Source organism: Pseudomonas tohonis (assembly GCF_012767755.2).
Classification (GTDB): domain Bacteria; phylum Pseudomonadota; class Gammaproteobacteria; order Pseudomonadales; family Pseudomonadaceae; genus Metapseudomonas; species Metapseudomonas tohonis.
On record NZ_AP023189.1, the window covers coordinates 1,959,652 to 1,973,239 of the forward strand.

Annotated in this window: 10 protein-coding genes; 7 read left to right on the plus strand and 3 right to left on the minus strand. The window is 64.0% G+C overall.

What is annotated here, in order from left to right; genetic code table 11:
- Positions 1-5 precede the first annotated feature (5 nt).
- Positions 6-1,934, minus strand: a complete 1,929-nt coding sequence (locus HSX14_RS09065; RefSeq protein WP_173173743.1) for a transglycosylase SLT domain-containing protein — start codon at positions 1,932-1,934, stop codon at positions 6-8.
- A 180-nt stretch (positions 1,935-2,114) separates the two neighbouring features.
- Between HSX14_RS09065 and HSX14_RS09070 the strand changes: the two genes are divergently transcribed.
- Both HSX14_RS09070 and HSX14_RS09075 read left to right on the plus strand, forming a co-directional pair.
- Positions 2,115-4,034 carry an ATP-binding cassette domain-containing protein gene (locus HSX14_RS09070; protein ID WP_173173745.1) on the plus strand — a complete coding sequence of 640 codons (1,920 nt, stop codon included), beginning with the start codon at positions 2,115-2,117 and terminating at the stop codon, positions 4,032-4,034.
- A 23-nt stretch (positions 4,035-4,057) separates the two neighbouring features.
- Entirely contained in the window at positions 4,058-4,744 is a 687-nt protein-coding gene (locus HSX14_RS09075; RefSeq protein ID WP_173173747.1) for a DUF6901 family protein, read from the plus strand.
- Positions 4,745-4,764: 20 nt separating this feature from the next.
- Here the strand turns inward: HSX14_RS09075 and HSX14_RS09080 are convergent, their stop codons facing one another.
- The gene (locus HSX14_RS09080) at positions 4,765-5,205 is read right to left on the minus strand and encodes a universal stress protein (protein WP_173173749.1); all 441 of its coding nucleotides are present in this window, start codon (positions 5,203-5,205) and stop codon (positions 4,765-4,767) included.
- Between the two features lie 87 nt (positions 5,206-5,292).
- On the opposite strand from HSX14_RS09080, the gene HSX14_RS09085 reads away from it, so the two are divergent.
- Positions 5,293-5,730: a hypothetical protein gene (locus HSX14_RS09085; protein WP_173173753.1), complete on the plus strand. Its 438-nt coding sequence runs from the start codon at positions 5,293-5,295 to the stop codon at positions 5,728-5,730.
- A gap of 50 nt (positions 5,731-5,780) precedes the next feature.
- Here HSX14_RS09085 and HSX14_RS09090 read toward each other — a convergent pair whose 3' ends face one another.
- Positions 5,781-6,593 (minus strand): hypothetical protein, encoded by an 813-nt coding sequence (locus HSX14_RS09090; RefSeq protein ID WP_173173755.1) that lies wholly within the window; start codon positions 6,591-6,593, stop codon positions 5,781-5,783.
- 472 nt (positions 6,594-7,065) lie between these two features.
- Here HSX14_RS09090 and fadB point away from each other — a divergent pair, with 472 nt between their 5' ends.
- The 4 genes from fadB to topA all read left to right on the plus strand — a co-directional run bounded on the left by fadB (position 7,066) and on the right by topA (position 13,529).
- A complete protein-coding gene (gene fadB / locus HSX14_RS09095) occupies positions 7,066-9,213 on the plus strand; it encodes a fatty acid oxidation complex subunit alpha FadB (protein WP_111262741.1) in 2,148 nt (715 codons plus the stop codon).
- A 30-nt stretch (positions 9,214-9,243) separates the two neighbouring features.
- Positions 9,244-10,419, plus strand: a complete 1,176-nt coding sequence (gene fadA, locus HSX14_RS09100; RefSeq protein WP_173173756.1) for an acetyl-CoA C-acyltransferase FadA — start codon at positions 9,244-9,246, stop codon at positions 10,417-10,419.
- A 150-nt stretch (positions 10,420-10,569) separates the two neighbouring features.
- Complete coding sequence (locus HSX14_RS09105; RefSeq protein ID WP_111262743.1) at positions 10,570-10,806, plus strand: DUF1653 domain-containing protein; 237 nt, start codon at positions 10,570-10,572, stop codon at positions 10,804-10,806.
- Between the two features lie 113 nt (positions 10,807-10,919).
- The gene (topA, locus tag HSX14_RS09110; RefSeq protein ID WP_173173758.1) at positions 10,920-13,529 is read left to right on the plus strand and encodes a type I DNA topoisomerase; all 2,610 of its coding nucleotides are present in this window, start codon (positions 10,920-10,922) and stop codon (positions 13,527-13,529) included.
- Positions 13,530-13,588 lie beyond the last annotated feature (59 nt).

A 13,588-nucleotide genomic window follows, 5' to 3' on the forward strand; every position in this document is an offset into this window, starting at 1 on the left:
AGGGATCACTGGTCGTCGAAGAAACGCTCGTGCCAGTCCACCAGGGGCTGCGGGGCGTTGAGCTTCTGGCCGTAGATCACCGAGTAGGACAGTACGTTCTGCACGTACTGGCGGGTTTCGTCGAAGGGGATGCTTTCCACCCAGACGTCGAAGGCCAGGTGGTTGGCCCCCTTGAGCCACTGGCGCACGCGACCGGGGCCGGCGTTGTAGGCGGCGGAGGCGAGTACGCGGTTGCCGTTGAACTGCCCGTGCACCTGGCTGAGGTAGGCGGCACCGAGCTGGATGTTGACGTCCGGGTTCAGCGCCTGTTGCGGCGAGGCCAGGGGGATGCCGAACTTGCGTGCGGTCTCCTTGGCGGTGCCGGGCATCAGCTGCATCAGGCCCATGGCGCCGACGCCCGAGCGCGCATCGGCCATGAAGGCGCTTTCCTGGCGGGTGATGGCGAAGACCCAGCTGGAGTGCAGGCCACGCAAGCGCGCCTGCTGGGTGAGGGAGGTGCGGTGGGCCATGGGGAAGCGGATGTCCAGGTCGTCCCAGTACTGGGCCTGGCTGATGGTGCGGATGGCCGGGAAATACCACTGCATGTCATAGGCGAGCTTGGCCTGGGCGACCAGTTCGTCGCGGCTGAACAGGCGGCTTACGTAGTACCACTCGCGGCGACCATCGACGATCTGGCCGCGATCGTGGAACTCCAGTGCGCGGCGGATGCCGGCGGTGTTGCGCACCTTCTGCACCAGGCGCGGGTCGAGGGCCAGCGGCTTGTTGTTGAGCTGGTAGGGCGCCTGGATGCGGTCGGCGGCGAGGAAGCCGTAGAAGTCGCGCTCCTTGGCCAGGGGCTGGTAGAGGCGGGCGGCTTCGGCGCTCTGCGGCTGCGCCAGCTGCAGGCTGCGGGCCTGCCAGTAACGCCAGCGGTTGGTGTTGGCCAGCTCGGCGGGCATCTGCTTGGTCAGCTTGTAGGCGTCGTCCCACTGGCCCAGGCGCAGCAGCAGGCGCGCGCGCCACTCGCTGACGGTGTTGTCGCGCAGCTTGGGGTCGTACTGGGTCATGACCTTGAGGGCGCGCGAGTCGTAGCTCTTGGCCAGGGTCAGGCCGATCTCGCGGGCGATGGCGACCTTCTCGCTGCTGGAGAATTTCATCCGTGCGGCGTAGCCATCGAGGAGGGACATGGCTTTTTCCGGGTCCTGGCGGGCCAGGCGGCGCAGGCCCAGGCCGACTACATCGGCCATGGCCTTGTCGGCCGGCGCGAAGCGGGCGGTCTGGCTCAGCATCTGCGGGTTCTGTGCGACATCCACCAGCAACTTGCCCTGGGCCTGCAGGGTCGGCAGGCCCTTGACCAGGAAGCTGGCCAGGCCGTAGTTGCGCGCCTCGGCGGCGAGCTTGGCGCGGCGCCAGCGCATCTGCTCGGTCATCTGGCCTTCGGCGCGCCAGAGGTCGAAGAGCACGTCGCAGGCTTCCGGCTGGGACTTGCCCACCAGCCAGAGCTTTTCGGCGCTCTTGTAGCCCTCGGCCTTGAGGCCGTTCTTGATCTGGTACTGGCCATAGAGGCAGTCCAGTTCGGTGAAATTCATCTTTGGGTCGTAGTAGTTGACGAAGGTCTTCCACTCGCCGCGTTCGGCCAGCCAGCGCAACCAGCGCAGCTTCATCCAGTTGGCCTGGGGCAGGTCGCCATGCTCGGCGAGGAACTTCTCGATCTCGTCGTTGCTGGCCCATTTCAGGCGCGCGGTCAGCTCGTCATAGGCGAGATAGGGCTCCAGCGGGTAGTCGGCCAGGGCCGTGGCATAGCGCTTGTAGGGGCCGCTGTCGCCCTTGGCGAGGGCACGCTTGGCCTCGTCGTACATCTGACGTTGCTGGGCAAGAGGGACCGCGTGGGCTGCATCGAGTGTGACGGTGGTGAGAAGCAGGCAGGAGAACAGGCTGAGCAGACGACCGCGCATGACACTTCCGGGTAGAGAAATCGTATGGGGCAACGGCCTGGCCGCCACCGGACCTGCGTAGCTTAGCCTGTTGCCCGGCCCGGGTGAAATCCGATCCGGCGGAGGAAACATGATGAAAAAATGGCGGATATGCCGGGGCGCAAACCGGGTAGAATGCGCCCCCTGTTTTCGGAGGCGCCCATGACCCTGCTCAAGTTCAGCGATGTATCCCTTGCCTACGGCGCCATGCCGCTGCTGGACAAGGTGTCATGGCAGATAGCCCGTGGCGAGCGGGTGTGCATCATCGGCCGCAACGGCACCGGCAAGTCGAGCATGCTGCGCCTGGTCAAGGGCGACCAGCATGGCGATGACGGCGAGATCTGGCGCGCCCCGGGCCTGAAGATCGGCGAGTTGCCGCAGGAGTTGCCGCGCGCCGACGACCGCACGGTGTTCGACGTGGTGGCCGAGGGGCTGGCCGGCGTCGGCGCGCTGCTGGCCGAGTATCACCACCTCAGCCAGAACATCCACGGCGACGAAGACCTGAACAAGCTGATGCATGTGCAGCAGGAGCTCGAGGCGAAGGATGGCTGGCGCCTGCAGCAGCTGGTGGACAGCACCCTGAGCCGCCTGCAACTGCCGGCGGACAAGACCCTGGCCGAGCTTTCCGGCGGCTGGCGTCGCCGCGTGCTGCTGGCCCAGGCGCTGGTTTCCGAGCCGGACCTGCTGCTGCTGGACGAGCCCACCAACCACCTGGACATCGGCGCCATCGCCTGGCTGGAAGAAGCGCTCATGGGCTTCGGCGGCGCCGTGCTGTTCATCACCCACGACCGCTCGTTCCTGCAGAACCTGGCGACGCGCATCCTCGAACTGGACCGTGGCCACCTGATCGACTGGAACGGCGACTACGCCAGTTTCCTGGTGCACAAGGAGCAGCAACTGGCGGCGGAAGAGACCGCCAACGCGCTGTTCGACAAGCGCCTGGCCCAGGAGGAGGTGTGGATCCGCCAGGGCATCAAGGCCCGCCGTACCCGTAACGAGGGGCGCGTGCGCGCGCTGAAGGCCATGCGTGCCGAGCGTGCCGATCGCCGTGAGCGCCAGGGCAAGGCCACCATCCAGCTGGAGTCCGCGGAGAAGTCGGGCAAGCAGGTGATGGTCGCCGAGGGCGTGAGCTTCGCCCATCCGGGCGGCGCGCCGCTGATCCGCGATTTCTCCCTGGTGCTGCAACGCTCCGACCGCATCGGCCTGCTGGGCGCCAACGGCACCGGCAAGACCACGCTGCTCAAGCTGCTGCTGGGCGACCTGGAGCCGACCAGCGGCAAGATCGAGGTCGGCACCAAGCTGGAGGTGGCCTATTTCGACCAGCTGCGTCACCAGCTCGAGCCCGAGAAGACGGTGATCGACAATATTTCCGAGGGCCGCGACTTCATCTCCATCGATGGCCAGAACCGCCATGTGCTGAGCTACCTGGGCGACTTCCTGTTCAGCCCGCAGCGTGCCCGCACGCCGGTCAAGGCGCTGTCGGGCGGTGAGCGCGCGCGCCTGTTGCTGGCCAAGCTGTTCAGCAAGCCGGCCAACCTGCTGGTGCTGGACGAACCGACCAACGACCTGGACGTGGAAACCCTGGAGCTGCTGGAGGAAGTGCTGCTGAATTTCCCGGGCACCGTGCTGATGGTCAGCCACGACCGGGCCTTCCTCGACAACGTGGTGACCAGCACCCTGGTGTTCGAGGGGGAAGGGCGCGTGCGCGAGTACGTCGGTGGCTACCAGGACTGGCTGCGCCAGGGCGGTTCGCCGCGCCTGCTGGGCGTGGGCGAGACCAAGTCCGGCAAGGCCGAGCCCACCGCTACGGTCGCTCCGGCCCCCGTCCAGCCCGCACCGTTGGCGACCGCCAGCGAGGCGCCGAAGAAGAAACTCAGCTACAAATTGCAGCGTGAGCTGGAAGCGCTTCCCGGCCAGATCGAGACCCTGGAAGCGGAGATGGCGGCGGTACAGCAGGAAATTTCCGACCCGGCGTTCTACCAGCGGCCCGCGGAGCAGACCCGTGCCGTGCTGGAGCGTTTCGAGCAGCAACAGCAGGAGCTGGATCGCCTGCTGGAACGCTGGGCCGAACTGGACGACTGAAGAATCACCGAGCTGGAGAGCCCATGGCTGTCGAGTACCGCATCACCCTGGATGACGAACACGAGTTCAGCTACCGCATCGAGCTGGATCGTCAATACGATCAGGAGCGCGCGCTGGCCGCGCCGAAATGGACGCGCCTGGAGTTCCAGCAGTGCAGCAACTGCCCGCTCTCCAGGGACAAGTTCAGCCATTGCCCGGCGGCGGTCGACCTGCACCGGGTGATCGAGGACTTCCACGGGCTGCCTGCATTCAAGAAGGCGGTGTTCCTGGTGCGCACCCCGGAGCGGGAGTACACCAAGCAGGTGGGCCTGGAAGAAGGGCTGCGGGCGTTGCTCGGGGTGATCATGGCGACCAGTGCCTGCCCGGTGCTGGGCCGCCTCAAGCCGATGGCCCAGCAACACCTGCCGTTCGCCAGCAACCAGGAGTTCATCCTGCGCGCCGTATCGCTTTATCTCGCGCGGCAGTACTTCAATTTCCGCGAAGGGCGGCATGCGGACTGGGAGCTGAAGGGGCTGGTGCGTCTGTTCCAGCAATTGCAGCTGGTCAACCAGGCGTTCTGGCAGCGCATCCATGATGTGTGCGATGGCGATTCGAACCTGAAGGCCTTCCTGACCTTCTTCTCGATGGCATCGAGCATGACCTACTCGCTGGAAACCCAGCTGCAGAAGATCCGCCCGCTGGTCATGAGCGCCGACGAAGGCTTCTTCTGAGGCCTCCGCCGGCGGGTGGGTCAGTCGTTCTTCTTGAGGCGGACGGCGATCACGTCGCAGGGCGCACCATGCAGGACGTCATTGGCGGTGGAGCCCAGCAACAGGGCGAGACCGTGGCGGCCGTGGCTGCCGACGACGATGAGGTCGCAGCCCTGTTCCTCGGCGAGTCGGTGGATTTCCTGGCGCGGCTGGCCGTAGGCCAGGTGGCGCTGTTCGGTGAGCAGTTCCGGGTAGAGGCCGGCGAAGCCATCGAGGCGTTCCCGGGCCTGTTCGAACTGCTGCTGCTGGAGCATCGAGAGGTCCATGGGTACGTCACCGCCGAAGGCCATGGCCATGGGTTCGACGATATGCACCAGCGACAGCTTGGCCTGGGTCGCCAGGGCGAGAGCCTGGGCGCGGCGCACCACCGGGTGGCACTCGTCGGTGAGGTCGACGGCGACCAGAATGTGCTTGTAGGGCATGGGTGACTCCTCCTTAAGGTTTGCGCTTGGACTCAGTATGGCCGCCACGGGTGCCCGGCGGCATGATTTTCATCATGGGATGACGTTATGACCCTCTGGTTGGTGCTATTTCTCCTGCTCGCCGTGCTCAGCCCGCTGGTCTGGCTGGTGCCTTCCAAGGGGCAGCGAGGGCGCATGGAGTTGCGCATGCAGGCGAGGCGGATGGGGCTGGCCATGCAGCTCTCGCGCCAGGAGTGGCCCCATTGGTTGCCGGTCGAGCCTCCTGCCTCCTGTGCTCAATATCACCGCCCGCGCCCTCGCGGGGCCCCCGGTGCCTGGTGTTACTGGCAGGTTGCGCCCGGGCAGTGGCAGAACCAGTGGCGCGAGCCGCTGGAGGACCCGGCGATGCTGGCGCGCTTTGCGGGTCTGCCAGCGGATGTCTACAAGATCGAGGCCAATTCCCAGATGATCGCTCTCTGCTGGGGCGAGCGGGGCACGCCCGAGGACCTGCAGCGCATCGCCGACGTGCTGCGCGCGGTGGTTTGATGCAGGCGTCGCCCGGGCCGCGCAATGGGCCCGGGAGGGGGCGGGGTATTTCAGAGTTGCGTCGCGGCGTACTGGGCGGAAACGCCTTCGAGCCCGTCGATGATGCTGTCGGAATACTTGTTGATCAGGAACGGCACGCTGTTTTCGTTGTAGTTCTGCAGCGATTTCTCGATGTATCGCCACTTCGTGCCGATGCTGGTGAGTGCCTGCTTGATCTGCGGGGTGTTCTTCGGCTGCTGCTCAAGGGCTGCCAGCTGGCCGGCGAAGTCGCGCGCCAGTTCGTCGATGGGCTTGCCTTCGCCACCGCCGAAGAAGGACGCGCCGACCGAGGCGCTGCGAGAGGCGTAGTCGACGGCGATGGTCTGCATCAGCAGGCTCTGCTCGCGGCTTTGCTGGGTCAGCGGGGGGACGTTGACGCCGCTTTCCTGCTGGATCTTCCCGTAGAGCTCCTTGGCCATGGCCAGCAGCTTCTGGTTGCGGGCGGTCATGTCGGCGATGGGTTGCAGGTCGGTGAAACCCTTGGTCTTGAGCGCGACGACCAGGTTGGTCAGCTCACCGGAGTAGTCCTTCCATTGCTCGCCCAGTTGCACGCGCAGGGCCTTGGACCCGTCGCCCGGCATTTCGGTCAGCTCCTTCAGGCGTGCATCCGCTTCCTGGACGGACTCGTCGATCATCCGCGCGTAGCGCTGGTCGCCCTCCATGCCGTTGTACATATAGAAGTCGCCCAGGCTCTTCTGCGCGGCGAGGCGCATCTGGTGCAGCTTGAGCAGGCTGGTGGCGGGGTCGGCGGCTTGAGCGGGGATGGATAGGGTGGAAAGGGTGAGCAGGGTGCCCAGCAGAATGGCAAGCGTACGGCTCGTCATGTCGCTACTCCGTGTGCCTCTAGGGCGTCATCTAGTTGTTTTTGTTATTCGGCCTGTCCCGGCCGTAACGCGCGACTCTACCCGCCGCGCTGGCGTTTGGCTAGCGTGCGGCACGTCACGTTATCGAGCCTTCCGTCGCCTGCCTGATGGCTTGTCATAACCATGCCGCATGTTGCTTTCCAGAGGGCTGCCGGGCCTGCGCAAAGGCTGGTGGCAGAGCGGGTTGAGCGTGGCTGTACGGTCACGAAGCACAATTGACAACAGCGGACTTTTCCGTGAATGTGTGCGCACCCAAATCAAACGGGCGTATGAATTGAGCGTTTGTCTTACAGAAACGTCCAATAACTACCCGATATCGCGTCGGTGGGTGTGCCGGACCGAATCGGACTAAGCTCGACGGCAATGCCTCGAGCCGGTTCGCCGGTTGGCTCCGATGTGTACTGTTCAGCTTCCATACCGTGGAGATCAGTTGATGATTTACGAAGGTAAAGCCATCACGGTTAAGGCTCTTGAGGGCGGCATCGTCGAACTGAAGTTCGACCTCAAGGGTGAGTCCGTCAACAAGTTCAACCGTCTTACCCTCAATGAGCTGCGTCAGGCGGTTGACGCCATCAAGGCCGATGCGTCGGTCAAGGGCGTTATCGTCAGCAGTGGCAAGGACGTGTTCATCGTCGGTGCGGACATCACCGAATTCGTCGACAACTTCAAGTTGCCCGACGAGGAGCTGGTGGCAGGCAACCTCGAAGCCAACAAGATCTTCAGCGATTTCGAAGACCTGCAGGTTCCGACCGTGGTTGCGATCAATGGCATCGCCCTCGGCGGCGGCCTGGAAATGTGCCTGGCCGGTGACTACCGCGTCATGAGCGAGACCGCCAAGATCGGCCTGCCTGAAGTCAAGCTGGGCATCTACCCGGGCTTCGGCGGCACCGTGCGCCTGCCGCGCGTGATCGGTACCGACAACGCCATAGAGTGGATCGCTTCCGGCAAGGAAAACAAGGCCGCCGACGCCCTGAAAGTGGGTGCCGTCGACGCCGTCGTCGCTCCTGCGAAACTCCAGGAAGCCGCTCTGGACCTTGTCAAGCGCGCCATCTCCGGCGAACTGGACTTCAAGGCCAAGCGCCAGCCCAAGCTGGAGAAGATCAAGCTCAACGCCATCGAGCAGATGATGGCCTTCGAAACCGCCAAGGGTTTCGTGGCCGGCCAGGCCGGTCCGAACTACCCGGCTCCGGTCGAAGCCATCAAGACCATCCAGAAAGCCGCCAACTTCGGTCGTGACAAGGCGCTGGAAGTCGAGGCCGCCGGCTTCGTCAAGCTGGCCAAGACCCCGGTCGCTGCCAGCCTGATCGGCCTGTTCCTGAATGACCAGGAACTGAAGAAGAAAGCCAAGCAGCACGACGAGATCGCTCGCGACGTGAAACTGGCCGCCGTACTCGGCGCCGGCATCATGGGCGGCGGCATCGCCTACCAGTCGGCTTCCAAAGGCACTCCGATCCTGATGAAGGATATCCGCGAAGAGGGTATCCAGATGGGGCTGTCCGAGGCTTCCAAGCTGCTCGGCAAGCGCGTCGAGAAAGGCCGCATGACCCCGGCCAAGATGGCCGAGGCCCTGACCGCCATTCGCCCGACCATGTCCTACGGCGACTTCGGTGCCGTCGACATCGTCGTCGAAGCCGTGGTCGAGAACCCGAAGGTCAAGCAGATCGTGCTGGCCGAAGTGGAAGGCGTGGTTCGCGAGGATGCCATCCTGGCTTCCAACACCTCCACCATCTCCATCAGCCTGCTGGCCAAGGCGCTGAAGCGTCCTGAGAACTTCGTCGGCATGCACTTCTTCAACCCGGTGCACATGATGCCCCTGGTCGAAGTCATCCGTGGCGAGAAGTCCAGCGAAGTGGCCGTGGCCACCACCGTTGCCTACGCCAAGAAGATGGGCAAGAACCCGATCGTGGTCAACGACTGCCCCGGCTTCCTGGTCAACCGCGTGCTGTTCCCGTACTTCGGCGGCTTCTCCAAGCTGCTGGGCTTCGGCGTCGACTTCGTGCGCATCGACAAGGTCATGGAGAAGTTCGGCTGGCCCATGGGCCCGGCCTACCTCTCCGACGTAGTCGGCATCGACACCGGCCACCACGGCCGTGACGTGATGGCCGAAGGCTTCCCGGACCGCATGGCCGTGGAAGGCAAGACCGCCGTCGACGTGATGTACGAGGCCAACCGCCTGGGCCAGAAGAATGGCAAGGGCTTCTACGCCTATGAAACCGACAAGCGCGGCAAGCCGAAGAAGGTCTCCGATCCGGAAGCCTACGAGCTGCTGAAGTCCATCGTCGTTGAGCAGCGTGAGCTGACCGACGAAGACATCATCAACTTCATGATGATCCCGCTGTGCCTGGAAACCGTTCGTTGCCTGGAAGACGGCATCGTCGACACCGCAGCCGAGGCCGACATGGGCCTGATCTACGGTATCGGCTTCCCGCCCTTCCGTGGTGGTGCACTGCGTTACATCGACTCCATCGGTGTAGCCGAATTCGTTGCCCTGGCCGACAAGTACGCCGAACTGGGCGCGCTGTACCACCCGACCGCCAAGCTTCGTGAAATGGCCGCCAAGGGCCAGAAGTTTTTCGGTTAATCGCGGAACGAACAGAGCGAGAGTAGAAATATGAGCCTGAATCCTAGAGATGCAGTCATTGTCGACTTCGGCCGTACCCCGATGGGTCGTTCCAAAGGCGGCATGCACCGCAATACCCGTGCCGAGACCATGTCGGCACAACTGATCAGCGGCGTCCTGGCCCGCAACACCAAGCTGGACCCGGCTGAAGTCGAAGACGTGATCTGGGGCTGCGTGAACCAGACCCTGGAACAAGGCTGGAACATCGCACGCATGGCGTCGCTGATGACCCAGATCCCGCACACCAGCGCCGGCCAGACCGTCAGCCGCCTGTGCGGCTCCTCCATGAGCGCCCTGCACACCGCCGTGCAGGCCATCCAGACCGGCAACGGCGACGTGTTCGTCGTCGGTGGTGTGGAGCACATGGGCCACGTCGGCATGATGCATGGCGTCGATCCGAACCCGCACCTGTCCCTGTACGCCGCCAAGGCCTCGGGCATGATGGGTCTGACCGCCGAGATGCTGGGCAAGATGCACGGTATCAGCCGCGAGCAGCAGGACGCCTTCGGTGAGCGTTCCCACCGCCTGGCACACAAGGCTACCGTCGAAGGCAAGTTCAAGGATGAAATCATCCCGATGCAAGGCTACGACGAGAATGGCTTCCTGAAGGTGTTCGACTTCGACGAGACCATCCGTCCGGAGACCACCATCGAAAGCCTGGCCGCCCTGAAGCCTGCGTTCAACCCGAAAGGCGGCACCGTGACTGCAGGTACGTCCTCGCAGATCACCGACGGCGCCTCCTGCATGATCGTGATGAGCGCCCAGCGCGCCCAGGATCTCGGCATCCAGCCGATGGCCGTGGTGCGTGCCATGGCGGTCGCGGGTGTCGACCCGGCGATCATGGGCTACGGCCCGGTGCCGTCCACCCAGAAGGCGCTCAAGCGCGCCGGCCTGAGCATGGACGACATCGACTTCGTCGAACTCAACGAAGCCTTCGCCGCTCAGGCCCTGCCCGTGCTGAAGGACCTGAAACTCCTCGATAAGATGGAGCAGAAGGTCAACCTGCACGGCGGCGCCATCGCTCTGGGTCACCCCTTCGGCTGCTCCGGTGCACGTATCTCCGGCACCCTGCTGAACGTGATGAAGCAGAACGGCGGTACTCTGGGCGTGTCCACCATGTGCGTGGGTCTCGGCCAGGGCATCACCACCGTCTTCGAACGCGTCTAAGCGTCCGCTGATGGAAAAGACCGGGGCCTGGGTGCCCCGGTTTTTTGCTTTCATGGGGCTTATTTCGTCAACGGGGCTGGCCAGCGGGCACGGGAGTGGGCACCATGCGCACCCTTCGCGAACCGGACCATAGATGGACACGAGGGGAACATGAGCCTGCAACCTGGACTCTATCGTCACTACAAAGGGCAGCAGTACCGTGTGATCGGTACGGCGCGCCATTCCGAGACCGAAGAAGAGCTGGTGGTCTACCAGGCTCTCTACGGCGAGCACGGCCTCTGGGTCCGCCCGCTGAGCATGTTCACCGAGACGGTCGAGGTGGATGGCGAGCAGATCGCCCGCTTCGCTTTGGTGACTGCCGAGTCAGATCTCTTTCCGCGTCGCTGAGGTATCCCGGGGCGGCGGGCAAGCTTGACCTCGTCTCGTTCGCCACTATATATAGCGGTGCCGCGTCAGGCGGTCCCGCCTTTCATTTATCGAATTCAGGAAATTTCCGATCCATGGGCAAATCGCTGGTCATCGTGGAATCCCCGGCCAAGGCCAAGACCATCAACAAGTACCTGGGCAACCAGTACGTGGTGAAGTCGAGCATCGGCCATATCCGTGACCTGCCTACCAGCGGTTCGGCCAGTGCCAGCAAGGAACCGGTGAAGCGCGGCAAGGCGGCCGCGTCCGAGGCTCCGGCGCTATCGCCCAAGGAAAAGGCCAAGCGCCAATTGTTCACCCGCATGGGCGTCGACCCCGAGCACGGCTGGAAGGCGAAGTACGAGATCCTTCCCGGCAAGGAGAAGGTGATCGAGGAACTGCGCCGACTGGCCAAGGATGCCGACACCATCTATCTCGCAACCGACTTGGACCGCGAAGGGGAGGCCATCGCCTGGCACCTGCGGGAATCCATCGGCGGTGACGACAGCCGCTACAAGCGCGTGGTGTTCAACGAAATCACCAAGAAGGCCATCCAGGAGGCCTTCTCCCAGCCCGGCGAGCTGGATATCAACCGCGTCAACGCCCAGCAGGCGCGCCGCTTCCTCGACCGCGTGGTGGGCTACATGGTCTCGCCGCTGCTGTGGCAGAAGATCGCCCGCGGCCTGTCCGCCGGTCGCGTGCAGTCGGTGGCGGTGAAGCTGGTGGTCGAGCGTGAGCGTGAGATCCGTGCCTTCGTGCCCGAGGAGTACTGGGAAGTCCACGCCGATCTGGGCACTGCCAAGGGGGCCAACGTACGCTTCGAGGTGGCCAAGGAGAACGGTGCGGCCTTCAAGCCGCTGAACGAAGCCCAGGCCATGGCCGCGCTGGAGCAGCTCAAGTCCTCCAGCTACAGCGTGCAGAAGCGCGAAGACAAGCCGACCTCCAGCCGTCCGTCAGCGCCTTTCATCACCTCCACACTGCAACAGGCGGCGAGCAATCGCCTGGGCTTCGGGGTGAAGAAAACCATGATGATGGCCCAACGTCTCTACGAGGCGGGCTACATCACCTATATGCGTACCGACTCGACCAACCTCTCTGCCGACGCCATCACCATGGTGCGTGGCTTCATCGAGGGCGAGTTCGGTGAGAAGTACCTGCCCGCCAAGCCGAATTTCTATTCGAGCAAGGAAGGCGCCCAGGAGGCCCACGAGGCCATCCGCCCCTCGGACGTCAATCTCAAGCCGACCCAGCTGTCGGGCATGGAGCGCGACGCCGAGCGCCTGTACGACCTGATCTGGCGCCAGTTCGTGGCCTGCCAGATGCCGCCGGCCGAGTACCTGTCCACCAGCGTCAGTGTGGCTGCCGGCAACTTCGAGCTGCGCGCCAAGGGTCGCATCCTCAAGTTCGACGGCTACACCCGCGTGTTGCCGCAGCAGAGCAAGCCGGGTGAAGACGATGTGCTGCCCGACATGAAGGAAGGCGAGGCACTCAAGCTGATCAAGCTCGATCCCAGTCAGCACTTCACCAAGCCGCCGGCACGTTTCTCCGAGGCCAGCCTGGTCAAAGAGCTGGAAAAGCGGGGCATTGGCCGCCCATCCACCTATGCCGCGATCATTTCCACCATTCAGGAGCGGGGCTATGTGACGGTGCATAACCGTCGCTTCTACTCCGAGAAGATGGGTGACATCGTCACCGAGCGTCTGAACGAGAGCTTCTCGAACCTTATGGACTATGGCTTCACCGCCGGCATGGAAGAGAACCTGGACGACGTGGCCCAGGGAGAGCGCGACTGGAAGAACCTGCTTGACGAGTTCTACGGCGACTTCAAGAAGAAGCTGGAAGTGGCCGAAGTCGCTGACAGCGGCATGCGCGTCAACCAGCCGACCCCGACCGACATCGCCTGCCGTGAGTGCGGCCGGCCGATGATGATCCGTACCGCTTCCACCGGCGTGTTCCTGGGTTGCTCGGGCTACAGCCTCCCGCCGAAGGAGCGTTGCAAGGCCACCATCAACCTGGTTCCGGGTGACGAGATCGCCGCGGACGACGAAGGTGAGTCCGAGTCCCGCGTGCTGCGTGGCAAGCATCGCTGCCCGATCTGCAGCACCGCTATGGATGCCTACCTGCTGGACGAGACCCGCAAGCTGCATATCTGCGGCAACAACCCGGATTGCGCGGGCTACGAGATCGAGCAGGGCCAGTACCGCATCAAGGGCTATGAAGGCCCGAGCCTCGAGTGCGACAAGTGCGGCAGCGAGATGCAGCTGAAGACCGGCCGTTTCGGCAAGTTCTTCGGGTGCACCAACCCCAGCTGCAAGAACACCCGCAAGCTGCTCAAGAATGGCGAGGCTGCGCCGCCGAAGATCGACCCGATCAAGATGCCCGAGCTCAAGTGCGAGAAGGTGGATGACACCTACGTGCTGCGCGATGGCGCTTCGGGTCTGTTCCTGGCCGCCAGCCAGTTCCCGAAGAACCGCGAGACTCGAGCGCCACTGGTGCTGGAACTGATTCCGCACAAGGACGAGCTCGATCCCAAGTACCACTTCCTGCTCAGTGCGCCGGCCAAGGATCCTGACGGTCGCCCGGCCGTCATTCGTTTCAGTCGCAAGACCAAGGAGCAGTACGTGCAGTCCGAAGTGGACGGCAAGCCGACCGGCTGGCGTGCCTTCTTCGACGGCGGCAAGTGGAAGGTCGAAGACAAGCGTTGATTGGCGGTTGCGCGCCTGCCCGGGTGGGCGCGCATACTACCGATCTGATCCAGCAGGAG